The 22,840-nt window shown below is 41.6% G+C and carries 19 protein-coding genes; 13 read left to right on the top strand and 6 right to left on the bottom strand.

The features are described 5' to 3' along the window. Positions 1–40: 40 nt before the first annotated feature. The 3 genes from ACFEL9_RS11135 (at position 41) to ACFEL9_RS11125 (ending at position 5,438) form a co-directional block, all read left to right on the top strand. Positions 41–1,717 carry a M1 family metallopeptidase gene (locus ACFEL9_RS11135; RefSeq protein WP_385889657.1) on the top strand — a complete coding sequence of 559 codons (1,677 nt, stop codon included), beginning with the start codon at positions 41–43 and terminating at the stop codon, positions 1,715–1,717. Positions 1,718–1,757: 40 nt separating this feature from the next. Next, the gene (locus ACFEL9_RS11130; RefSeq protein WP_385889654.1) at positions 1,758–3,902 is read left to right on the top strand and encodes a S9 family peptidase; all 2,145 of its coding nucleotides are present in this window, start codon (positions 1,758–1,760) and stop codon (positions 3,900–3,902) included. Between the two features lie 147 nt (positions 3,903–4,049). Then, positions 4,050–5,438, top strand: coding sequence for an aminopeptidase P family protein (locus ACFEL9_RS11125; RefSeq protein WP_385889652.1), 1,389 nt, complete (start codon positions 4,050–4,052; stop codon positions 5,436–5,438). Between the two features lie 13 nt (positions 5,439–5,451). Here the strand turns inward: ACFEL9_RS11125 and ACFEL9_RS11120 are convergent, their stop codons facing one another. After that, entirely contained in the window at positions 5,452–5,712 is a 261-nt protein-coding gene (locus ACFEL9_RS11120; protein ID WP_385889648.1) for a methyltransferase family protein, read from the bottom strand. Positions 5,713–6,328: 616 nt separating this feature from the next. Between ACFEL9_RS11120 and ACFEL9_RS11115 the strand changes: the two genes are divergently transcribed. Continuing rightward, positions 6,329–7,087, top strand: a complete 759-nt coding sequence (locus ACFEL9_RS11115; RefSeq protein WP_385889645.1) for a hypothetical protein — start codon at positions 6,329–6,331, stop codon at positions 7,085–7,087. Between the two features lie 165 nt (positions 7,088–7,252). Here the strand turns inward: ACFEL9_RS11115 and ACFEL9_RS11110 are convergent, their stop codons facing one another. Continuing rightward, positions 7,253–7,717 carry an anthrone oxygenase family protein gene (locus tag ACFEL9_RS11110; protein ID WP_385889642.1) on the bottom strand — a complete coding sequence of 155 codons (465 nt, stop codon included), beginning with the start codon at positions 7,715–7,717 and terminating at the stop codon, positions 7,253–7,255. A gap of 137 nt (positions 7,718–7,854) precedes the next feature. Beyond that, on the bottom strand, positions 7,855–8,607 hold the full coding sequence (locus ACFEL9_RS11105; RefSeq protein ID WP_385889639.1) for a sterol desaturase family protein: 753 nt from the start codon (positions 8,605–8,607) through the stop codon (positions 7,855–7,857). Between the two features lie 324 nt (positions 8,608–8,931). Between ACFEL9_RS11105 and ACFEL9_RS11100 the strand changes: the two genes are divergently transcribed. Then, positions 8,932–9,606, top strand: a complete 675-nt coding sequence (locus ACFEL9_RS11100) for a hypothetical protein (RefSeq protein ID WP_385889636.1) — start codon at positions 8,932–8,934, stop codon at positions 9,604–9,606. A 206-nt stretch (positions 9,607–9,812) separates the two neighbouring features. Here ACFEL9_RS11100 and ACFEL9_RS11095 read toward each other — a convergent pair whose 3' ends face one another. Continuing rightward, positions 9,813–10,313, bottom strand: a complete 501-nt coding sequence (locus tag ACFEL9_RS11095; RefSeq protein ID WP_385889633.1) for an SRPBCC family protein — start codon at positions 10,311–10,313, stop codon at positions 9,813–9,815. 557 nt (positions 10,314–10,870) lie between these two features. On the opposite strand from ACFEL9_RS11095, the gene ACFEL9_RS11090 reads away from it, so the two are divergent. Together ACFEL9_RS11090 and ACFEL9_RS11085 are read left to right on the top strand one after the other, a co-directional pair. Next, positions 10,871–11,320 (top strand): SRPBCC family protein, encoded by a 450-nt coding sequence (locus tag ACFEL9_RS11090; RefSeq protein WP_385889630.1) that lies wholly within the window; start codon positions 10,871–10,873, stop codon positions 11,318–11,320. A 276-nt stretch (positions 11,321–11,596) separates the two neighbouring features. After that, the gene (locus ACFEL9_RS11085) at positions 11,597–12,178 is read left to right on the top strand and encodes a DUF4142 domain-containing protein (RefSeq protein ID WP_385889627.1); all 582 of its coding nucleotides are present in this window, start codon (positions 11,597–11,599) and stop codon (positions 12,176–12,178) included. Between the two features lie 89 nt (positions 12,179–12,267). On the opposite strand, the gene ACFEL9_RS11080 is transcribed toward ACFEL9_RS11085, so the two are convergent. Beyond that, positions 12,268–13,278, bottom strand: a complete 1,011-nt coding sequence (locus ACFEL9_RS11080; RefSeq protein ID WP_385889625.1) for a class I SAM-dependent methyltransferase — start codon at positions 13,276–13,278, stop codon at positions 12,268–12,270. Positions 13,279–13,308: 30 nt separating this feature from the next. On the opposite strand from ACFEL9_RS11080, the gene ACFEL9_RS11075 reads away from it, so the two are divergent. From ACFEL9_RS11075 to ACFEL9_RS11055, 5 genes are all read left to right on the top strand, one after another. Continuing rightward, complete coding sequence (locus tag ACFEL9_RS11075; RefSeq protein WP_385889622.1) at positions 13,309–15,141, top strand: DUF4091 domain-containing protein; 1,833 nt, start codon at positions 13,309–13,311, stop codon at positions 15,139–15,141. 39 nt (positions 15,142–15,180) lie between these two features. Further along, positions 15,181–16,980 (top strand): DUF5107 domain-containing protein, encoded by a 1,800-nt coding sequence (locus ACFEL9_RS11070; RefSeq protein WP_385889619.1) that lies wholly within the window; start codon positions 15,181–15,183, stop codon positions 16,978–16,980. Between the two features lie 233 nt (positions 16,981–17,213). Then, positions 17,214–17,828 (top strand): hypothetical protein, encoded by a 615-nt coding sequence (locus tag ACFEL9_RS11065; RefSeq protein WP_385889617.1) that lies wholly within the window; start codon positions 17,214–17,216, stop codon positions 17,826–17,828. Between the two features lie 804 nt (positions 17,829–18,632). Then, positions 18,633–19,187 carry a hypothetical protein gene (locus ACFEL9_RS11060; protein ID WP_385889614.1) on the top strand — a complete coding sequence of 185 codons (555 nt, stop codon included), beginning with the start codon at positions 18,633–18,635 and terminating at the stop codon, positions 19,185–19,187. Positions 19,188–19,516: 329 nt separating this feature from the next. Continuing rightward, positions 19,517–20,329, top strand: coding sequence for a ThuA domain-containing protein (locus ACFEL9_RS11055; RefSeq protein WP_385889611.1), 813 nt, complete (start codon positions 19,517–19,519; stop codon positions 20,327–20,329). Between the two features lie 1,011 nt (positions 20,330–21,340). Here the strand turns inward: ACFEL9_RS11055 and ACFEL9_RS11050 are convergent. Continuing rightward, positions 21,341–21,529: a hypothetical protein gene (locus ACFEL9_RS11050; protein ID WP_385889609.1), complete on the bottom strand. Its 189-nt coding sequence runs from the start codon at positions 21,527–21,529 to the stop codon at positions 21,341–21,343. A gap of 404 nt (positions 21,530–21,933) precedes the next feature. On the opposite strand from ACFEL9_RS11050, the gene ACFEL9_RS11045 reads away from it, so the two are divergent. Next, complete coding sequence (locus tag ACFEL9_RS11045) at positions 21,934–22,188, top strand: transthyretin-like family protein (RefSeq protein WP_385889607.1); 255 nt, start codon at positions 21,934–21,936, stop codon at positions 22,186–22,188. The last annotated feature ends 652 nt before the right edge of the window (positions 22,189–22,840 follow it).

The raw sequence follows: 22,840 nt of genomic DNA, 5'->3' as shown, positions 1-22,840 counted from the left end.
TAAGTAACTTGTCCCTTCTTTTTAAAAACAGGATATAAAAATGAGAGTCAGATTTCTTTTCATTGTTGCAGCCATTCTTTTTGTTGCCAGCGGTAAGGCACAACAAAAAGCAGCAGATGTATTCACGCATGCAGACACCGTACGGGGTAGTATTACCAAAGAGCGGGCATGGTGGGATCTGCTTCGGTATGATCTGTTCATAAAACCAGATTATACCGCGAAAAGTACGGAGGGAAAGAATACCATCACCTATAAAGTAGTAAGTAATAACAATACTACGTCGTTACAACTCGATCTGCAGGCGCCATTGGTGATCGATAGTATTATTTTAAATAGAAAAACTTCGCTTTCATTTACTAAAGACGGTAATGCCTGGTTTGTAAAAATGCCGTCGCAGCAAAAAGGATCGGTTCATAAAATAGATGTGTATTTCAGCGGCAAACCGCATGAAGCTATTCGTGCGCCCTGGGATGGCGGCTGGTCGTTTGTGAAAGATTCACTGGGCCGGCCATGGATGACAGTTACCTGCCAGGGATTGGGCTCATCCATTTGGTTTCCCTGCAAGGATCATCAAAGCGATGAACCGGATAAAGGAGCTTCGCTGACAATGACCGTACCCGATACATTGGTTGCGATTGCCAACGGCCGGATGCAACTAAAAAAACTAAATGGCGATGGCACGGCCACCTACAAATGGGCCGTAGTGAACCCGATCAATAACTATTGTTTGATTCCTTATATCGGCAAGTATGTAAATTTTAAAGAAACTTATAACGGGGAAAAAGGAAAACTCGATCTCACTTATTGGGTGCTGGATTATAATGAGCAAAGAGCGAAGAATTATATGCCCGACCAGGTGCATAAAATGTTTAAGAGTTTTGAGCACTGGTTTGGCCCTTATCCGTTTTATGAAGATGGTTACCAGCTGGTAGAAACTTCTCATACCGGCATGGAACATCAAAGTGCGGTGTCGTATGGCAACTGGTATAAGTTCGGTTACCGTGAACGGGACTTTTCGGGCACCGGCTGGGGAATGAAGTTTGATTTTATTATCATTCATGAAAGCGGGCATGAATGGTTTGGCAATAATATCACCACCAAAGATTTAGCCGATATGTGGGTGCACGAAGGCTTTACCAATTACAGCGAAACGTTGTTTGTGGATTATATTTTTGGTAAAGACGCTGCTAATGCCTACAATCACGGTATTCGTAATGGTATCAGGAATGATAAGACTATTATTCCAGCCTATGGCGTCAATGCCATGGGTAGTGGCGACATGTATCCCAAGGGCGGCAACTTGCTGCATAGCATCAGGCATAGTATCAACAACGACGAAAAGTTTCGCCAGATACTAAGAAGCCTCAACAAAACTTTTTATCACAAAACGGTTACGTCCGCACAGGTTGAAAAATTCATTTCTGAAAAAGCTGGGTTTGACTACAGTAAGGTATTTGATCAGTATTTAAGAACGATTCAAATCCCAACTTTTGAATTTTATTTTAGCGCCGATAAAAACAAAGTACATTTTCGCTACACCAATTGTGTAAAAGGGTTTAATCTGCCCTTGTCTTTAAACAGCAAGGATGCAAAAATAAAAATCTTTCCAACGGATGGATGGAAGGAATTAAAACTAACAGCCAGCCAGGCTGATTTGTTCACCGTTGACGGCATTGAAAAAATGTACTATGTCAATCCTGTCATTGTAGAAAAATAATAAACCAGTAAGCTCTTTTTTACCAAATAATAATTGCCCAATGAAGTATTTGTTTCGTTTGCCCGTATTGGTAGTCTTCTTTTTAATTTCTTTCCAGTCTATTGCCCAGGGAATCAAATGGACACCGGACGGCACCGGTTACTATGCGAATGAAAAAGGAGTGCTGGTGAAATACCTGTTGCCATCTTTTACCCGCACAGAGATGGTACTACCAACTCAGTTAACACAGGCTGGTACTGGTAAGCCACTGGCCGTTCGTGATTTTTCATTCAGTAATGATGGTAAGACAGTCTTGATCTATACTAATTCAAAGCGTGTATGGCGACAGGATACCCGGGGTGATTACTGGATACTGAATAGAGCAACTAATACATTGAAACAACTTGGAAAAGATAAGCCGGCGTCTTCATTGATGTTTGCAAAAATATCACCCGACGGGAAAAATGTTGCGTATGTAAGCGGGCACAATATTTATGTGGAAGATATCACCTCAGGGAGTGTCACGGCCTTAACAACCGATGGTACTGACAGGTTGATCAATGGCACTTTCGATTGGGTGTATGAAGAAGAATTTAATTGCCGCGACGGTTTTCGCTGGAGTCCCGATAGCAAGAGCATTGCTTACTGGCAGATCGATGCGACAAAAATTAGAAACTTCCTGCTCATCAATAATACCGACTCGGTTTATTCTTTTACTATTCCTGTTGAATATCCAAAAGTGGGAGAAGATCCTTCTGCCTGTAAAGTAGGTGTGGTATCACTGGCTTCGAAGCAAACCACCTGGATGAATGTGCCCGGTGATCCGCGGCAACATTATATTCCTGCCATGGAATGGAGCAGCAATGCGGTGATGCTGCAGCAACTGAACCGCAAGCAGAATGAAGCCAACGTTTTTTTATGTGATCCCGTCACCGGTGAATCAAAAATGATTTATACAGAAAAAAATAATTCGTGGATAGATGTAGAACCTACACAGGATAATGGCTGGCGATGGATCAATGGCGGCAAAGAGTTTTTATGGATATCCGAAAAAGATGGCTGGAGGCATTTGTATCGCATCAGCGCTGATGGAAAAAAAGAAACCGTAATCACCAAAGGTGATTATGATATGATCAGCCTGAGAGCAATAGATGAAAAAGGAGGCTTTGCTTATTTCCTTGCATCACCCTCCAATGCTACGCAACAGTATTTGTACAGGACTTCACTCAATGGAAAAGGTAAATTGGAATTGCTATCACCGGCTGATCAGCAGGGAACGCACAATTATACCTTATCACCCAACGGACAGTTTGCCAATCATAGTTTTTCCAATCATAAAAATCAACGGGTAGCTGAATGGGTGAGTTTTCCCGGTCATAAGACAATAAAGGAAACGACACGTAAGATGGAAACCAGCGCTGACATTGAAATGATAAAGGTCACCACGGAGGATAATGTTACACTGGATGGCTGGATGATAAAGCCGAAAAATTTTGACAGTACAAAAAAATACCCTGTACTTTTTTATGTATATACAGAACCCGCCGGCGCAACGGTGAAAGATGCAGCAGGAAGTGCAGGCACACCGCTGTACGCCGGTGATATCGCTGCCGATGGGTATATACAAATAAGTCTCGACGGCCGTGGTACTCCCGTACCAAAAGGCACAGCATGGCGCAAAGCTATTTACCAGAATATCGGCATCATGAACATAAGAGACCAGGCAATGGCCGCCAAAAAAATAGTACAATGGCCTTTTGTTGATACCAATCGCATAGCCGTGCATGGCTGGAGCGGCGGCGGTTCTACCACCCTGAATCTTTTGTTTCAATACCCCGATATTTATAAAACAGGAATAGCGATTGCCTCGGTGCCCAATCAATTGCTGTATGATAATATCTACCAGGAACGCTATATGGGTCTGCCACAGGAGAATAAAGAGCCGTTTATTCAAGGCTCACCGATAACACATGCAAAAAGCCTGCGGGGAAATTTGTTGCTGGTACATGGCACCGGTGATGATAATGTACATTACCAGGGCGCCGAAATGCTGATCAATGAGCTGGTAAAAAATGGCAAGCAATTTCAATTGATGGTGTATCCCAACCGGACGCATGGTATCAGTGAAGGCCCTGGCACTTCAGCGCATTTATCACAATTGTTTACGACGTTTTTAAAAACGCATTGTCCCGGTGGTGGGAGATAAGCTATATGTTTGTCAAAGGTGAAAAAATCGTTTCCGATTTTTATGAATAATTCATTTAAACTTTCGAGTCCCGTTAGGCTCTTTCTAAAAAAGGGTTCTAAGCCCCTCTCCTTCGGAGAGGGGTTGGGGTTAGGTTAAAACTCAATCATGTTCAGCAAAGAAACCTATATACAAAGAAGACAGCGATTAAAAAAAGATGTTGGCAGTGGAATCATTTTATTGTTAGGCAATGAAGACACGGGCATGAATTACAAAGACAATTGTTATCCCTTCAGGCAGGATAGTAGTTTTTTATATTTCATCGGGCTTGACAAGCCGTCATTGGCTGCCATCATTAATATTGACGAGGATAAAGAGATCATTTTCGGCAATGATCCCACTATCGATGATATTGTCTGGATGGGAACACAGCCAACTGTGAAGGAACTGGCAGCACCGGCCGGCATTACTACTGTCATGCCGGTAAAAGAGTTGAAAACGATTATTCAAAAAGCGACAACGGCGGGGCAAGCCATTCACTTCCTGCCGCCCTATCGTTCAGAAAGTTTTATAAGACTCAATGACCTGTTTAATATCCCCATTGATGCGATAAAAGAAAAAGCATCCGTTACCTTAATAAAAGCGGTGGTAGCGCAGCGGGCAATAAAATCAGCTGAAGAAGTAACAGAAATCAATAAGGCCGTTAATACCAGCAACGAAATGCACCTGGCGGCCATGCGGCATACAAAGGAAGGACTGACCGAAATGCAGGTAGCGGGGATTGTACAGGGAATTGCTATAGGCGCAGGCGGAAATATTTCTTACCCCATCATCTATACTGTTGACGGGCAAACCCTGCATAATCATCCTACGCCAAGAGTTTTGAAAAAAGGGGAGCTGGTGTTGTGTGATGCAGGAGCGGAGACTGCTATGCATTATGCCGGCGATCTTACCCGTACATTTCCCGTTGCTAAGAAGTTTACGCCGGTACAAAAAGAAGTGTATGATATTGTCTTAAAGGCTGAAGAGGCCGCGGCCAAAGCGTTGGCGCCCCGTAAACTTTTTAAGGATATTCATTTTTTAGCCGCTGAGCACCTGGTGGATGGTTTGAAGCAAATGGGATTGATGAAAGGTGATGCGAAGGAGGCTGTACAGCAAGGCGCCCATGCATTATTCTTTCCCTGTGGGCTCGGCCATATGATGGGTCTTGATGTGCATGATATGGAAGATCTCGGCGAACAATACGTGGGTTATACGGACGACCTGGAAAAAAGTACTGTCTTTGGTTTAAAATCATTGCGGTTAGGCAGGGCCCTGGAGCCGGGTTTTGTATTAACCGTTGAGCCGGGTATTTATTTTATTCCTGAATTGATGGATCTATGGGAAGGGCAAAAAAAGTTTACTGATTTTATTAACTACGATAAGCTGGCACCCTTCCGCAATTTTGGCGGCGCCAGGGTAGAAGAAAACTTTTTGATCACGGAAAAAGGATATCAACTATTAGGCGAGCCATTGATAAAAACAGCAGTGGAAGTAGAGGCGTTGCTGGCGGAATAAAACATTGTCGTTTTTATTGCGGCGGTTTATAGGGCTTTAGTTTGGGTATCCACCTGGGAACATTCTTTTTGTACACCAAATATTCTTCGCCAAACCGTTTGTATAGATCGGGTTCTTCTTTCAAAACAAAATAGACCGTGTTTACCACAAAAAAGATCAATGCCTCGGTCAATATATTGGTGGAATTCAGGAACAATGTTTCTCCCAGTAAAATGAAAAAGACGCCGGATATCATGGGGTTCCGGCAATATTGATAGGGCCCGGCGATGACCAATTTTTGTGTCGGCGTCTACGGGGCTAAAGTACCTTTGCCGATTGTTTTAAAAAGATAAACAGTCCAGAGAAATAAGGCCAGGCCACATACAAGCAGTATACCGCCCATGACCGTTAAAAAAATAGTTGGGCTAAATAGTTCCTCATGTTTTTCATAAATCAAATATGGAATGACAACTGTTACTGTAAAAGGCAGTATGAGAATATCACGGATATGCTTTATGATGGAGGGCTCATTCATGCGATTGCCAAAATGCCGGAGCAGTTATTGACTGATGAATGTATTGATTTTTTGATAGCAAGATTACAAAAGAGGGAATGCGGCATCCCCTCCCGGGAGAGGAAGAAACAGTTTAGCATAAGGAAATTTTGATGGGCCTGACGATAAATGTCTGGCTCCGACCGAGGCTTCGGAGGTGGGTTTGGCTTTTGCGAAGATTTGGAATGCACCCAATTGGTCCTTACGTAAGTAGATAAAGCCCGGCCGCTTCCTGCTTTTTCACAAATCAACTTCCTCAAAATTTTGACTTGCTGCGATGCTTAGCTATCTTGGCGACCAGAAGATTGATTATGATCGTCAGTCAAACCTTATCATTTACCCAAACTAACTACTCAAAATGAAAAGAATTACCCTGTTTGCTGCTGTTGCAGTTTTAATTGCATTATCATCCTGTCAGAAAGAACCTTCCAATACCCCGCTGCCTGCCGCATCGCTTAAGGTAAAGACCTACACGGAAGATGTCAGGTCCGGTATGTGGGGCAACTCTGTTACCACTTACAATTTGAGCTACGATGGTAACAACAGGCTCACGGGTATGACAGATGCAGCCAATCCGGGCAACAAATTCGTATACGCATATCCTTCTTCATCAAAGTACACACTTGACCTTTTCGTTGATAATACATTGGAATTGCATGCTGATTATTTGCTGAACAGTAAGTCCCTTGTAGACAGTACGTTTCAATACAATAATACCGGCGATACCATGACGGAAAAATATATTTATAATCCTGCCGGTCAATTGACCAAGCTGTACGAATATGATTACTACAATACAAGCTCAGATTTGTGGAATACTACCACCTATACTTATGATGGCGCCGGCAACCTGGTAAAATCACAAGACACCGATGACTATGTGAACACCTTTGAATATTATACTGACAAGCTGTACCTGGCACCCCAGTTAGTACCCGTTACAGTTCCCAACCAAAAAGCCAACCTGCTCAAAAAAGTGACGCTAGCCGAAAGTGGCACTGTGATGGGAAGCGCCACTTCTACCTATACTTTCGATAGCAAAGACCGCATCAGCACCGTCAGGACTGAGTATAGCGATGGGGATGTGGTCATCAAGACGTTTACGTATTTTGATTGATGCTTTGTTTTTCACGCAAAGCAGCATAAGGAGCGAAGGCGCAAAAGAGTTACGCTATGTTTTGCGTCTTATCATCTTTGCAGCTTTGCGTGAAATATTCAAAGGGAGACCTTCCGCTTGCCGTACGGGAAGTTCCCCCAAACCCGCCTGCCGCACAGGCAGGTCTCAAATCCCTTTAAGCATCCCACCCACATAAAAACCAAAAGACCCAATAGAAGTAAACGTTCTGATGGTATGAAATTCATCCCAGGTTTGCCGCAGCGATTGCCAGTTGGCGGGAATAGTTTCCACTGTCCAGGTGTTGATCTGGTTATCTATGGGCACTTCTACAACCACCGTAATGATTAGGCTGGCCACCATCAGCACAAAGGAGATAGTGAACAGCCAAAAAACAGTTCTGTTTGTTTTATAGCTGCGCCACATGGACAACAATAAAAAAAGCAAAGCAGCCGGCATAATGATCCTCATCGGTACAGCCACATTGGCGATAATCGTTTTGCCGATATGAATAAACTCAGCGGCCGAAAAATCCTCCAGCGAACGGGTAAGCGTAAACCAAGTGCCCCAAAACACCCCGGTTACAAGCATCAGCAATATAACCGTGATAAATGTAACAGGCTTTTGTTTCATACTCATGCTATAAAGTAACAATGGTTACAAAAGCCTTGCCAGCAAAAACCGGCTAATGAACAAAAAGGAGCGGTGAAGGAGGGGTGTTGGGGATGAGGAGAACGATCCATTAGAATCAAATGAGAAACTCCCAAATCCTATCTTCCTTTCACTTCTTCAAACCGCTCATCATAATCACTTCTTATTGTTCCCATCATTCTGTCCCAGAAAAGAAAATACAAACCATAATTTCCTTTGAAATATTGGTGATGCAGGTTATGATTGACGGAGGTGTTGATCCATTTGCCAAACCAATTCCTGCTAAAACCTCTTGGGTAAAGCTCATAACCCGTATGGCCGTACACATTATAAATAATAGAAAGCAAAAAGAAAATTGGCAAATGAAGACTGTGAATGGGAATGGTGAAAAGAAAAACTGCGGTGATTCCGACCTCCACCATCGCTTCTAAAGGATGAAAGGCATAAGCAGCCCAGGGTGATGGATTGGTAGATTGGTGATGAACCAGGTGGAAGATCTTAAAAACTTTTGGGTGATGCATTAGCCGGTGTGTCCAGTAGAAATAAGTGTCGTGAATGATGAACATCAGCGGGAATGCAGCATAGAAATAAAACCACCCATGCTCCTCAATTTTTTTGTAATGGGTAGTGTAAGGCTCAATGACAGGATTTTTAATAAGAAACAAAGGAACAAATGCAAAGAACAACATGGTAATGATGGAATAGACAATTTCACGTAAGTAATCTTTTGTCTGTGGAAACCGCTGCTGAATTTTTTTATGCCTGATCCATTTGCGCAATAACACATAACCAATAAGGAATGCAATGCCTGCAATGTAAAAATATCTTGTACTTACATTTTGAAGAATAGCGAAATAATCATTCCAGGTCATATTCATTTTATTTTTTCAGGAGTTGCAGGCAATTCTTCATCGTTGTAAAAAATAGCTTTCGGAAGTTTTTCATTGATTGAACTAGTTTTTCTGGCTTACCCCACAGAAAATAATGGGTATATATTGCTGTTTTTGTCTCCCCCGCAACCATTCCGCCAACAAAGTTAGTGTCCGTAACTTTAGGTCCAATAGCATAGTTGAGATAAAAAGAATGCCGGCTAATCGAACTTATAAAATGTTTACAGAATGGTTTGAAGTGAAACCTCAGAGGATGCTGTATGATATGGCAAACTATCTTCTTGAAATGGAATAAAAATCCACATTATGCAAACATACATCAACCAACTACTGGCGGATATTACTTACGCCACAGAAAACGTAAGCCTGCCGTTTGTTGAAAAGGAACTGCACCTGCAAGACTGGATTTCTGATACAGACGAAGACAAAACAGCTCCCGTTCGTAACCTGGAAGAGTGGACAGGCATCAGCAAAGAAATGCTGCCACCGGAAGTAAAGCTGAATGATGAGCAGTTGAATCGTCTTCTTGATGCATTGAAAAAAATGCTGGATGCATATAACTGGTCATTTGTATTACAGACACAAGTTCCTGAGCGCATTCAATACTCCGCCATTCGTGATAATTTCAACCAGGAAGCAAAATTAAAACGCTGGCATATGGGATTCTTTGAGCTATGTCGCCCGGGCACAGAACACAAAAAGTGTGCACTGGGCGAACATTGCCAGTGTGCATTTTATGCAGCACTGTTTTCCGGCTTTATTGATGAAGACCTTAGCCCCGAAGAAGAACGGGCAAGAGAACTGGAAATTGAGATCAGGCATATCAAAAGAAAATACGGTGATGACTGGATGAAATATTATCCTTACCATCTTGATAAAAACTATGATGATGAAAACGGCAATCCGTACGATTACGGTTTTGACCCCGGTAGTTATCGGGATGAGGATGATGATGAAGATGATAATTGGTGGCGTAAGTAAAAGATGGTAGCCGGCCGCCGGGCTTGTGGAACAGAATGAAGATATGTTAAGATTGTGACGAGTTTCGCTGATTTTATCTTAATAAATCATAAATAATCAGCGTTGTCAGCGTTCTGCTTTTGCATTTTTAAACAGCTTCTCAGGCAACATAATAAATACAGGTGTGTGAAGACACACACCTGTGCTTGAGATTTCGACGGTCAATATTATTTAATATTTTTTTCCAGCTTGTCCAGCGATTCATTCCATCCTTTTATACATTCATCGTGCATTTCTTCCGGTATGCCTTCATGCTCCAACTTTAATTTTGTTGCACCATTGGCTTCTTCCAGCTCGAAAGTGATCAGCAATTCCCTGGGCCAGTCTCCGGGCAGGCCATATTCGGAGCCGGAAGTGATATTTCCTTTTGAATCAGCAAAACTATCCGTGACAACCAGTTTTTTCTCCGGAATAAATTCCTGCACTATACCGGTAGACCAATATTCTTTTCCATCAGGCCCACGCATACAATTCAAATACTTTCCTCCCTTCCTCGCTTCGATGGTACTGGATGGACAGGTAAAATCTTTGGGTCCCCACCATTTTTTAAAGTATTCAGCCACCGTCAGGGCTTGCCATACTTTACCGGCCGGCAATTTAAAAACCCGGTGTATTACAAGATCATTTTGGACTGCGCTATCTTGCCGGCTCTTTGTTTTTGTTTCCATTTGATTTTATTTTAGAATTAATAAAATAAGGTTCACCTACAAAAGGCAGAAGACATAGCAGCCGCCCTTATCGCCCCAAATAGTATGCCTTTATGCCATTATGTGCGTAACCGGTATAAGTTCCATGCATGGGTCGTGGCAATTGCCTGAAGCTGAAATACAAGAGTTAGACGACGGGTTCAGCATTACTCTTTTCAAGAATGTTTTGACAGGGGAACAGTTGAAAAAATCAGGGATTAACTTGTACCCTAATTGCACCGGGACTAATCTTCGTGCAACTTCGTTACTACTATTCCTAATATGATTGTTACCATCACTGTAGCTATATTTTCAAAAGAAAAATGACGAATAGAATCTTTCATCTTTGGTTCGCTGCTTAGCTTTGGTCGGCTGACGAATGATTACTTATCTGCATAATATATTTTGTATTTTAGTGCATCGTTCAGCAACCGCCGGGCGGCGAATAAATGAAGTCCGCAACAGCGCAAATGCCTGTTCGCTGTCAGCAATGCTACTAAAACTTAAAAGCCAATCGAAAATTTTTAAACTAAAGTATTATGTCTAAAAACAATGTTTCGCTACACAGGGTTCTTAAAACTTCTCCTGGAAAGCTTTACCGGGCATTTACTGAGGCAAATGCCCTTGCATCCTGGCTACCTCCATATGGCTTTCTTTGTACTGTTCATGAAATTAATGTGCAGGTGAACGGAACGTATAAAATGTCATTTCAAAATTTTTCCACAGGTAATAGTCATTCATTTGGCGGAAAATATGTTGAGATTAAACCCAATGAATTTTTAAAGTACACAGATAAATTTGATGATCCGAACCTGCCCGGCGAAATGACTACTTCGGTTTGGCTACAAAAAGTTTCCGTTGGTACGGAAATAAAGATTTTGCAGGAAGATATTCCTTCTGTTATACCTGTAGAAATGTGTTATTTAGGTTGGCAGGAATCTTTGGAAAAATTGGCCAGGTTAGTCGAGCCTGAGATTCCAGATATGTAATTCTCTTTTTAGCAAGTTTCCAGGCAATTTCGCAGCAGCCTTTTTGAACGTACTCTTTGCAAACAGAAATAGCATCAGGCATGCGGTGATATTTATTTTTTATACGTAATCGGAGTAGCGATTGAGTATGCCCGGGAGTATTTCAATAAGTTTTTCCGCAAAAGAATTCAGGGTCGCTATGACATTGAGGATATTCAGTCTAATCTAAAAAGCCTGATCTTGTTTTCAGGCAACTCGCAGGTTTAAACGATTTTACCAATTACTAAAAATGAGGTGATGAAGATTCATTTTTTTAGACCAATCGCTGGAGTAGCCGCCATCCTGTGTTTAATAGCCGCATGTAACAACAACAGATCAAATGATCATGAACATAGCGATACAACTAATAAGGGAGTTGATCAATCCCGGATAGAAAATCGGGAAGAAGATTTCGTCGTTGATGCGCTCGGGATCAACGCAGATATGAAGGCATGGCTTAAAGAAGCCATCAATACGGCAACGGATGCAGAACTAAAATCAATGGCCGGGCAAATATTGAAGGAGCAGGAAAAAATGGAAACAGGCTTAAAAGGCTATGCGGATAAAAGAAAATTTAGTACCGACGATATCGATACTGTTAGAGCAATTAAATTAATTGAAAGGCGGGGAATAAGGTGGGATACAGAATGCGCCGATGAGATAGGTGACAGGCATCGTCAATTGATCAAAAGATTTGAACGGGCGCAGAAGCGTATCGGGAATGCAGAACTTAAAAACATGATCGCTCAGTATTTGCCGGTATTGCGCTCACAATTGAAAACGGTAGACGACGTGGAAGCCAGGTTGTATTATGATAGCATGAGTCCGGTTATTAAATAATTGTAGTCGTGATATTAAATGATTTCGCGAATGAAACCATCTGCTATTGAACGAATTTTGATTCAGCATCCATAACGATTCAATGCCAGTTAATGTAAGGTTCCCGAGAATAGTGTGGTTTCAAATTCCATGCGGACAAAACCGTTTTCATTGCAGGCGATAAATAATTGTATCAGGGCGGAGATCATCGTCTCGTACGACGAATGCCCGGGTAAGGGTATGTAGGACGATGATAATAATTGACCTTTCAGTGCATCGAAGTTTAGTAACTGAACGTTGGGGAAGATCGTTTTTTGAAAACCTCCCGGCGTAAACAACTTGTTTATCTTTTCTTCTTCCATCCTGGATGTGGTAGCATCATCAATGCGATAGCATTCTTTTATATCCGCATACAGCCGGAGAAATTCCGTATCGGTTTTTTGACTGTTCCAGGCCAGAACGAGATGTCCACCAGGTTTCAGGATGCGCCGAAATTCCTTCGCAGCGGCAGTAATATTCATCCAGTGAAAAGCCTGCGCAACGGTGATCAAATCAACGCTGCGACTTCGCAATCCCGTCGCTTCAGCTGTGTGCCGGCGACTGGTGAAATTCAGATAATGACCAAGCTTTGCTTCTCCTGCGATTCTCATCTCTTCATTGGGTTCGATGCAGATGACTTTATAACCCTGTTGCAACAATGGTTCGGCAAATAATCCTGTGCCGGACCCGATGTCTGCTATCCGGTGACTCCTTGCAAGGCCAATGGTTTGCTCTAAATATGGAATGATTTCCTGGGGATAACCGGGACGGTATTTGACATAGTTTTCGGCGCGGTTGGAAAAACGGGTGGTGGGTGTTAGCACCGGGAGCTCACTGATCATTACCAAATAGATTTGCCTGCAAACTAAAGTTATTTTTCCTGCCAGGATGTAATTATAAAAATTTAATACAATATTTATAGCAGGCCCTGCTTCCACGTAGAGTTGACCAGGACAAGTTGTGATTGTTTGGGCATGGATTTCGATTGTATTTTGCAACCGGGGTACTTCCACAACAACAAACGAATGACAGCGAGGAAAAATAAGAATGTTATTTGTGGTGGCTGCAGGCAATTTTTTCAACGCACTTATCTTTTCGCATAAACAACTAAAATGGAAAAAAATGGTGCAATAACAGGGTTCTTGTTTTTTGTTTCAGGTATCGTAGCTGGACAATCATACAAAGGGCAATTGGATATGTCGAAACTACCTGTTCCTTCACAGCATTACGAACAGGAATATACATTTGACACAACACTTAATCCTGATGCCTGGCGTTCGCAGCAACCTGGTCTGCATGTTTCCTTTGCGTCAACAGATGAGTTGTTTTTTCGGACTGAAGTACCCGTGTTGGAAAAACAAACTACAAGCTGGGAAGCTACCGGCTGGAAGGGTGAAAGAATAAATGCACAGGTGCTCGTTTGGACGCCCGATACATTGCAACAAGTACGTTTCCATGTAAGCGATTTAAAAAACAATACCGGTAAATTGATCGGTAAAAACAATGTACAGGTACATATGATCCGGTATGTTGCCAGCAATTATCCTTATGGTGCCAAAGATGCCACCTGTGGAGGAAGCACCTACAAAAACCTATACCTCATGCCGGATAAGTTTGTCCCGATGGATATCGGGATTGACCGGTTTGATGTTCCGGGAAAAACGGTTAGGCCCGTATGGATTTCACTAAATGTACCACAGCAGGCGGAAGCCGGAACTTATAAGGGCACGATCGAAGTGAAATCAGAAAGCCACCAACAAACATTACAGGTACAGGTAACTGTTCAAAACCAGGTGTTGCCAAAACCTCATGATTGGAAACACCGGCTGGATCTTTGGCAAAATCCATGGGTAGTAGCCTGGGAAAATAATGTCAAACCCTGGTCAGCGGATCATAAATTATTATTGAAAAAGCATCTTCAGTTGTATGCTGATGCCGGGGGGACATTTATTACTACCTACGCGGTTCATTCGCCATGGTCAGATAATTCTTATATGATCGAGGGCGGAATGATTGAATGGATTAAACAAAAAAATGGAAGCTGGAAATTCGATTACGACATTTTTGATCAATATGTGCAATTGGCAATGAGCGTTGGTATTGATAAAGCTATTACGCTGTACACACCAGTGCCATGGGGATTCCGTTTCCGATATACAGAGGAAGCCACAGGAAATTACAAGTATGAATCGTGGCCTCCCGATTCCAGGGTGTTCAAAGACACCTGGAATGTTTTTTTAACCGACCTGAAAAAGCATCTTGAACAAAAAGGCTGGTTTGGAAAAACATATCTGGGGATTAATGAAAATGCCATGGAGCAAACGCTGGCTGCCATTAAGGTAATAAAAGAGCATTCACCAAAATGGAAAATTACCTATGCCGGTGACTGGCATAAAGAATTGGAAAATTTGCTGGATGATTATTGCTTCTTATACGGCAAGGAGTCGGATGTCAATGTGGTGAAGAGCCGGGCGGCAAAAGGATTTACCACCACTTATTATGTTTGCTGCAATCCTCCATACCCCAACAATTTTGTTTTTTCACCACCGATAGAAGGTCGATGGCTCAGTTGGTACACACTGGCGCATGGCTATGACGGTTTCCTGCGCTGGGCTTATGATGCCTGGCCGGCCGATCCTTCACGTGATGCCCGTCATACGATGTGGCCCGCCGGGGACTGCTTCCTGGTATATCCGGGTGGTAATAATTGTATTCGTTTTGAAAAGTTGCGGGAAGGAATTGTGGATTTTGAAAAAGTAAGCATACTCAGGGACAAGGCTGCAAAATCGGGAAATAGTGCTGTTAAGAAGCTGGCAGGCGAACTGGAAGAACACCTGAAAGTTTTCCTGCCCGAAAAAGATTTTGATACAAAGAAAATTACCGGGGATGTGATAAAAGGAAGAACGTTGGTGGAGCAATTGAGTGATTTGCTGGCAGGAAAGTAAAATTGAAATAACCTGGATTTTGGCGTGAATCAAACAACAATGAAAAAAAGTTATAGCTGGTTACCGGCGATTGTTGCATTGCTATGTGGTATTAATGCGGCGGGCCAGGAAAAAAATCATGAAATCAATTGTTCGGAATACGAAGAATATATCCTGACACATGAACTGACACCTGTAGGACCAGTACCCTCAGTACTGGATCCTAACGGTGTTTATCCTTACATGAGTTATGCCGAAACATCCAACAGGCCCGTGTTGAAGAAATACAAATTTGTCATTTTAGAAAATGAACGCATCAGGGTAACGGTTTGTCCTGACCTGGGCGGAAAGATTTTTTCCATAATTCACAAGGGTTCCGGTAAAGAAGTGTTATATGTTCCCGATGTAATCCGTTATACAAGAATATTGCCCCGCTTTTATTTTGTAGCAGGCGGAATTGAAGTCAGTTTTCCCATTTCACATTCCCCCACACAAAATGAAAAACTGTTGTATAAGATTGACAAAACAAAAGATAGAATTTATGTAAGCTGTGGTGAAAGAGAGTTGAGATTTGGTATGCAATGGACGGTTGAATATTCATTGGGCCCGGATGATAATTTTTTGACACAGCGGGTTAAATTTTTTAATCCTGGTACGGAGGCTTATCCCTGGATGTCATGGTCCAATGCTGCCATTCCTTCAGGCCCGGATACAAAATATCATTTTCCCCGGGGAAAAGTGTTATCGCATGCTTCCACCATCGATACCATTGATTGGGTAACGCAGGGTCCGAAAACAGAAAGAGATATCAAAGAAATGACCGGCTTTTTTTGGAAGACCAAAGATGCCAATGCATTTGGGGCTTACACGCCTGTAATGGGAACAGGGTTATATCATATTGCTGATGAAAAAATTGCCGGTGGCATTAAACTCTGGAGTTATGGTTTTGGAAAGGATAGTAATTGGGCTATTTTGAGCACAGCCAAACACCAACCGTATGTTGAGATTCAGGGAGGACCCATTGCCGATCAGTCGATCAAACTTGAATTGAAGCCAAAGCAAACGAGGTGGCACGTTGAATACTGGATACCCACGGACAAAGAGTTGGATATTTATTCCTTGAAAGTGCCACCATTAACCTTGCGTTCCATCCATGAAGTTCCACTGTTTGGCTGGGCGAGGAACAGCGAAGTGAAAAAATGGCTGGCCTTGCAGCAATCTTCACCTGTTTCAATTGATCCGCCTGCTATTGAAGAGTGCCAGTGGGCGCCTTCAGGAATGGAAAATCTTGATGCCGGTTTCAAAAAAATGATAAAGCAAGCAGGGAGTCATAGCCAGGACCTATGGAAATTCTATTACGGTACATGGCTCGCCGGCCGGGGAAGAGAAAAAGAAGCGATTCAAGTTCTGACAAGCACTCGTAATGGTCTTGCTCAAGTCGTGTTGGCAAGATTGCAAAAAAAAGCAGGGGATATGGAAGGAGCAAGGAAAGCATTTGAAAGAATAACGGAAAAATGGCTGCAGCTTCATCCGCAGATTGTTGTGGAAAGGGATAAGGTATTACGTGGCATTGGACGTTCAACAATATCAGATCGGGAAAATTGGCTGTCCATGGTAAATGCATTGAATGATGAATGGATCATCGAACGAAGGGTGCAATTGCTGATTGATAAGGACCTGTACCAGGAAGCAAAAGATTTACTCCTGTCAACTCATTTTCAGAAAATACATCAAACTTATTCCCGCACCGGATTATGGATACAGTTATGTAAAAAGCTAAATCTTCCTGTTGACCCCATACCAGCTCAATTGGGCGAAGACAAACTCGCAAATTTTGGTGCTTACAGGGAGTTTGAATAGCCGTCGTGTTTGGAAAGTTAAATTTGCTTTATTTCAACATGAATAGATCCATTGTTGCCGGCGATAGGCTTTGTATGGGGGTAAAGAAAGAGTTACATCCTGCGCTATTTTCGTTTAATTTGATGGGGCTTCGTCATGTTGAAATTTCTTCCTCAAATGAGACAAATTGTGTTCCCGCAAAAAATGACCAACTTCGACGAAGAAGAACATGGACATTAAAATAAGAAAAAATTATGGCTTCAATCCTGGTAGGAAGTTTTTTAATCAGCCTGCTTCATGCGATTATCCCCAGTCATTGGCTACCTGTGCTCGCCATTGGGAAAAAGGAGAATTGGGATTTAAGCGAGACGGAGAAGGTCACATTTATTGCAGGCCTGGCACACGTTCTAAGTACCGTTATCATTGGTATTTTTCTTGGGGTAATCGGGATTGAGTTAAGCAGCACTATTGAAGATTTTACCCGCATTATTGCACCATCCATTATAATACTGATAGGCTTTTATTTTATTAGGCAACACTACGTGCATCATCATTTTCATTTGCAAAAGCAGAAAGTAGCTGGTAAGCCAAAACGTAAAATCATTACGGGCTTGGTTTTAGCTATGTTTCTTTCTCCGTGTCTTGAAATTGAGGCTTATTTTTTATTGGCTGGTACGAAAGGCTGGTGGATACTGGTGGCTATAGCACTACTGTACTCCGTAGTAAGCATTTCCGGAATGCTGTTGTGGATCAGGTTTGCTTATAAAGGTCTGCTAAAATTGAACTGGCACAAATGGGAGCACAATGCCGGATTAATATCCGGTGGTGTTTTAATAGCAACCGGGATCTTGTCGTTTTTCATCTATTAATCAGCAGCTTTAAGATATCATCATTGAGTGGAACGCTTACCATTTTGCAGGGACAACCGGCATTGAATAGTCCGGATAAACCCCAAGTGGCAACGCCAATAGCGAAGAAAGGGACTATAAAAAAACAAACCTGCACTAATACTACCTCCTTTTTATGTATCATGTTCGGAACGAAGTTGAGATAGATGTGTTTTACCGATCAATGATCGATTATGAATAAGCTTCTGGTGATATTAATGAATAATAGAGAAAGAAATATTTCAAATGTAAATTATTGCTTCAACGTTTTTGCCGGCAGACCAGATATTGTTACTCCTGAGCCATTGAAACTCTTTCTTTTTGATTCAAACACACTAAGCTTCAGGATGAAGCTGACAAAGGTGTTAGTCCAAATTCAGCGCTTATAAATACCTTTTAGAGATTTTATAGCCTCCATAGTTGTTTTAAGTCAGTTATTTATCGTAGAATTTCGCAGCCTGGATTCGTATATCGAATACTTTAATTGTTCTATTCTATAAAAGATTTAAAGTTATTAACTTTAGCTGGCCTGTTTAACCTACCGATGGAACAAAATAACTATGATACTCACCTTAAGGTATTATGCGCATCGCATTATCAAATGATGGTAATTAGGAAAAATTTAAAATACCTGCAGTCAGAAATTGAATTGAAAAAATGGGTTGAAAATAACAACCCTTCCTTTTTTCTTCCTAAGACCATTTTCAGCATTCATATAAATCGGGATAGGCAAAATTACCGGCCATAAGTAACATCAGATTTTAATAATAACCAAACTCAGACACTATGAAACAAAAGTTCCTTGCACTGTCCGCTTATTTGGCAATCACAGTTATTATGCTCCTGTCTTCGTGTAAAAAAGGAGACACTGGTCCCGCAGGTGATACGGGTCAGCCTGGCCCGGCGGGTAGTGCCAACGTTATTTATTCCCCATGGTTTAATGTAGACTATAATGCTGTCACGGAGGGAAGTGATACAGTAAGGTTTGTTGCTTATTTTTCCGTACCCAAATTGGTTGATTCCATTATATCAAAAGGGGAAATAAAAGTATATTTTAATCTCCAAACCCCTTCCAACCCTGATGTCGTGCCACTTCCGTATTTCGATCCTATTTATTTTGATCCACCAGTCGTGCTAAACCCTGACTTTGTTCCAGGAAAAATAACTCTAACATCCAATTATAACATGGGGACGTTTGACGAAAATGGGGAGAAACGTTACCAGTACAGGTATATTCTTATACCAGGCGGTATTACTGCCGGAAGACCAGCCACGGGAGGGAAGACAATTGATTGGAATAACTACAAAGAAGTACAGGCATACCTGGGGTTAGAAGATTAATTGACCCTTAAAATAATGGTTACGTATTAATATTAACAAAGCCGGTCTCATTATGTATTCGACCATGTTACGACCAACATCATTGGGCAGGATGCAAAGGGAATTGTAATACAGCTAAAGAACGAAACTATCCATGATGCCAACGTGCCGGTGTTTACCGAAACCAGTATACAGGCAGCAAAAGCCATTGGGCTAAAACAATTTTCTCAGGTGGTCGAAAGTAACAGTGAAGGCAGGCAAGAGCATTAAGTTGTTGATTGGTAAAAATGGTAAAGTAACCTCGTTACGCTAAGACGGAAGCATTTATTTTTTTATAGTTAATTTGCCGGATGACTTACAAAAAAATACATACTGTAGCTGCCCTTTGCTTGTTGAGGGCCGGAATTCCGACCCGGGCTTGGGTCGGCGCCAGGCTGGTGATCTTCCTTTTTTTTGCACTGATTTCTGTTTCCTTTCAGTCTCCTTCAAAGCAGGATGGTGAAAAGAAAGTGGAAAAGGTATTGTTGTTTTCCAAAACAAATGGATTTCGCCATGAAAGTATCGCGGCAGGGATTGCGGCTATCAGGAAAATAGGTGAGGAGCAACAGTTCACGGTTGACGCTACGGAAGATTCAACAGTTTTTACATACGGGCGGTTAAAGCAATATGCGGCCATTATTTTTTTAAATACGACCGGTGACGTTCTTGGTGCGGCGCAGGAAAAAGCATTACAGCAATATATTCAGCATGGAGGAGGCTTTGCAGGCATCCATGCTGCATCGGATTGTGAATACGGGTGGCCCTGGTATGTAAAGCTCATCGGGGGCAATTTTGAATCGCACCCTAAGCCTCAGCCGGCGAAATTGAAAGTGCCCGACAGGCAACATCCCGCTACCATTGCTTTACCTGATGTGTGGGAGCGGACGGATGAATGGTACAATTTTAAAAATCTCAACCCGGATGTGCATGTGCTGTTGGAAATTGATGAGACTTCTTATACGGGAGGCAAAAACGGCCCGCATCATCCGATGGCATGGTGGCATGCTTACGATGGGGGTAGGGTATTTTATACAGCATTGGGGCATACAAATGAGTCTTATGCCGAACCGTTATTTACTCAACACCTGGCAGGAGGGATTCGATACGCAATGGGAAGAAAATAGGTGGCCGGCTGTCCGCGCAATAACTCATTATTAAGCCAATGAATATTTCCAGGAAAAGGAATCGTCATTTTTTTACATGTATTCCTTATTCTTGTTCCTGTTTGTAGGTGTTAGTAGCAGTGCAAATACGACAGGGTAAATAAAAAAGCCTTGCAAGTAAATCACTTACAAGGCTTAGGTGTGCCCGGGACTGGATTCCCAACCCCTTGACAGTAATGCCTTTGCAAATGATTTGTGTCAAATTTGTGTCGCGATCTAAATTGGCCTCAGTTTCATTCTTTCTCCCGCTTCCTATTTATCTATATAAAACTAAAAAATAAATTTTTAACCGACAAAATGTTACCGGATTACTCATCGATAGTTTCAGGATCGCTGGAAGGACGGAAGTCATACATGGTCGATAATCAATAAGCACGAATCTTTGCTTTTTGATAAGTATTTTTATTTAACCTCGCCTGATATTTTTAGATTTGGAGAGCTATCACAATTAGAGAATAATAGTTATCGTATTAAATTCCCTATTGATTTTGCGGAATTAAACTTATAGGTTTAAAATAATATAGATAATTAAAGGTGTACGTTGATTTTTTAAAAATCAACGCATCAGTCCGGAGTATTCCAATTTCTAAGACCACATGAGGTGATAAAAAAATGGGGGGTTTTTTTTTCGGGGCTTGAGCGACAAAAATACCTTCAGTGGGAAGGATATCCTTCCCATGAGTGAACATGCAATTTCATAAAGAGCCGAAGGTTCCGTTCGTTCCAAGGTTGATGTTGAAATAGACTGGGAAAGTATCAATGAATCATTCAAAAAGGAACAAAGGAAATCAAGGCGCCGTTTACCTTTGGAAGAAGCACCAGTTTTTAGTAATAATAAAAGTCATTAAAGTCTGCCTGGTTTGTAGTCGAATCGATAATGCTGATCGGATTAATGGGGTCTGGAAAGCCTATTCTTTTGTTTTACATATTTCAACAATAATCAAATAGCGCCGCCGGCGCGCAGTTGCTGCTCTAGTGTTCTTTCCGAATTATCAAATCCGTCAGTTCCGGGGTATCGGTCATTCGCCCCATTTCCGACCGCACAATCATTACCACGTCTTTATTTACCTGCAAATAGGTTTGCAGCACATCGCCTGGCACGACGCTGAAAAAGGATGGAAGGTCTTTGTAGGAAGCCTGTTCCCGGGGCCAGTGCTTCATGATCGTTAATGATTTCGCCGCAGAATGCCTTGATCTCAATTTTTTCTGATCGGAATTGTCGGCTACCATGCCGACAAATTCGCCGCTGGATAAGGAGAAACTGCCATCATCGAGCCGTACCGATAGAAGATGGACGGCTTGGTTAATTGGTAAGTAAAAAAAGATAAATTGATATAACAACTGTGTTCTTTATACCGATTAAATTTACTTGGGTACTTCTCCCAAGTGGAAATTCTATTTAGTGATCACTTTTATAATACAGTTAAATCTTTAAATGAGACTGTTGTTCCGATTATTTATATTGCCGGTAAAATATCCAAGTAGTTTGCCTTTTAGTATTTCACTTTCTATGCAATTCAAAATACAATTAATAGCTCTTCAAAACCTACGCATTACTAACGAGTATGGAACCAAAACAATATTCAGTCAAAGGTCACATTGTGAATCTTGCAGCAATTGGTATATCAAATTTAACAGTACAGGCCTTCGATGCAGATTTTATTAGAAAGGATGATTGTCTGGGCTTTGCGATAACAGATGCCAATGGATATTTTGAAATAAATTTTAATAGTGAATATTTTATCCAAAGGTTATCGACATTGAATTTTGAAAAAAACCCGATATCTATTTCAAAATATTTAAGGACGGGACACTTTTAAAAAATACGGTTTTTAAAAAACTAAAAAATTTTAATTACCTGGAAAAACCTGTAAACATAGTCCTTAATACGGGTCTGACCCGAAGACTTCCCATATAATTAGAAATAATTGACACGATATTAAAGAGACAAATCTGCTGTATGTCCAAATTAGAGGACGAAATTGATCAATGCAAATTGAAATCAGTCAACTGAAAGTAAGGTTAAGGAAGCGATTCATGAAGGGCAAATCTTTTGAGAAGTAAAGAAAATTACCCTGCAAATCAGAGAACTTGAAAAGAATCTTGCATTCTGTATAAATGCAGGTAAACCGTGTAGCTAATAGGTGCAGGAATTTCGGGCCGGGGAACGAGTTAGGTTTTTAATAGCAGCAAAGTCCATCTGTTTAAGGTTACTCATAGCTCTCATTCACGAATCATAATTCAACAAATAACATAAGGTATATTAACGCAAATAGGGGGCGTCTGCAACATATCCGCCGCCTTCTCCCTCAACAGGTTTGTTAACAGGGCGGACCAATTTAATTGCAAAATCAATAGTGGCCAGTTAGAGGAACTTAACAGCTAAGCACATAAACTGATAATTTACCTGCTTTGCAAAGTCACCGACTTGATAATTTTATCCTGTACTCATTCTGTTCAGGGAGAATCCAA

It is taken from the genome of Terrimonas alba (assembly GCF_042434975.1).
In the GTDB taxonomy this organism is placed as follows: Bacteria; Bacteroidota; Bacteroidia; order Chitinophagales; family Chitinophagaceae; genus Terrimonas_B; species Terrimonas_B alba.
This window is presented reverse-complemented; position numbering and strand designations above follow the sequence as displayed.

Coding starts and splice junctions, on each gene's coding strand:
- ACFEL9_RS11050 (WP_385889609.1), bottom strand. CDS start 21,529: ATGAAGCACTGGCCCCGGGAACAGGCTTCCTACAAAGACCTTCCATCC.
- ACFEL9_RS11130 (WP_385889654.1), top strand. CDS start 1,758: ATGAAGTATTTGTTTCGTTTGCCCGTATTGGTAGTCTTCTTTTTAATT.
- ACFEL9_RS11095 (WP_385889633.1), bottom strand. CDS start 10,313: ATGGAAACAAAAACAAAGAGCCGGCAAGATAGCGCAGTCCAAAATGAT.
- ACFEL9_RS11090 (WP_385889630.1), top strand. CDS start 10,871: ATGTCTAAAAACAATGTTTCGCTACACAGGGTTCTTAAAACTTCTCCT.
- ACFEL9_RS11065 (WP_385889617.1), top strand. CDS start 17,214: ATGGCTTCAATCCTGGTAGGAAGTTTTTTAATCAGCCTGCTTCATGCG.
- ACFEL9_RS11135 (WP_385889657.1), top strand. CDS start 41: ATGAGAGTCAGATTTCTTTTCATTGTTGCAGCCATTCTTTTTGTTGCC.
- ACFEL9_RS11100 (WP_385889636.1), top strand. CDS start 8,932: ATGCAAACATACATCAACCAACTACTGGCGGATATTACTTACGCCACA.
- ACFEL9_RS11060 (WP_385889614.1), top strand. CDS start 18,633: ATGAAACAAAAGTTCCTTGCACTGTCCGCTTATTTGGCAATCACAGTT.
- ACFEL9_RS11105 (WP_385889639.1), bottom strand. CDS start 8,607: ATGACCTGGAATGATTATTTCGCTATTCTTCAAAATGTAAGTACAAGA.
- ACFEL9_RS11085 (WP_385889627.1), top strand. CDS start 11,597: ATGAAGATTCATTTTTTTAGACCAATCGCTGGAGTAGCCGCCATCCTG.
- ACFEL9_RS11110 (WP_385889642.1), bottom strand. CDS start 7,717: ATGAAACAAAAGCCTGTTACATTTATCACGGTTATATTGCTGATGCTT.
- ACFEL9_RS11055 (WP_385889611.1), top strand. CDS start 19,517: ATGACTTACAAAAAAATACATACTGTAGCTGCCCTTTGCTTGTTGAGG.
- ACFEL9_RS11125 (WP_385889652.1), top strand. CDS start 4,050: ATGTTCAGCAAAGAAACCTATATACAAAGAAGACAGCGATTAAAAAAA.
- ACFEL9_RS11075 (WP_385889622.1), top strand. CDS start 13,309: ATGGAAAAAAATGGTGCAATAACAGGGTTCTTGTTTTTTGTTTCAGGT.
- ACFEL9_RS11045 (WP_385889607.1), top strand. CDS start 21,934: ATGGAACCAAAACAATATTCAGTCAAAGGTCACATTGTGAATCTTGCA.
- ACFEL9_RS11115 (WP_385889645.1), top strand. CDS start 6,329: ATGAAAAGAATTACCCTGTTTGCTGCTGTTGCAGTTTTAATTGCATTA.
- ACFEL9_RS11070 (WP_385889619.1), top strand. CDS start 15,181: ATGAAAAAAAGTTATAGCTGGTTACCGGCGATTGTTGCATTGCTATGT.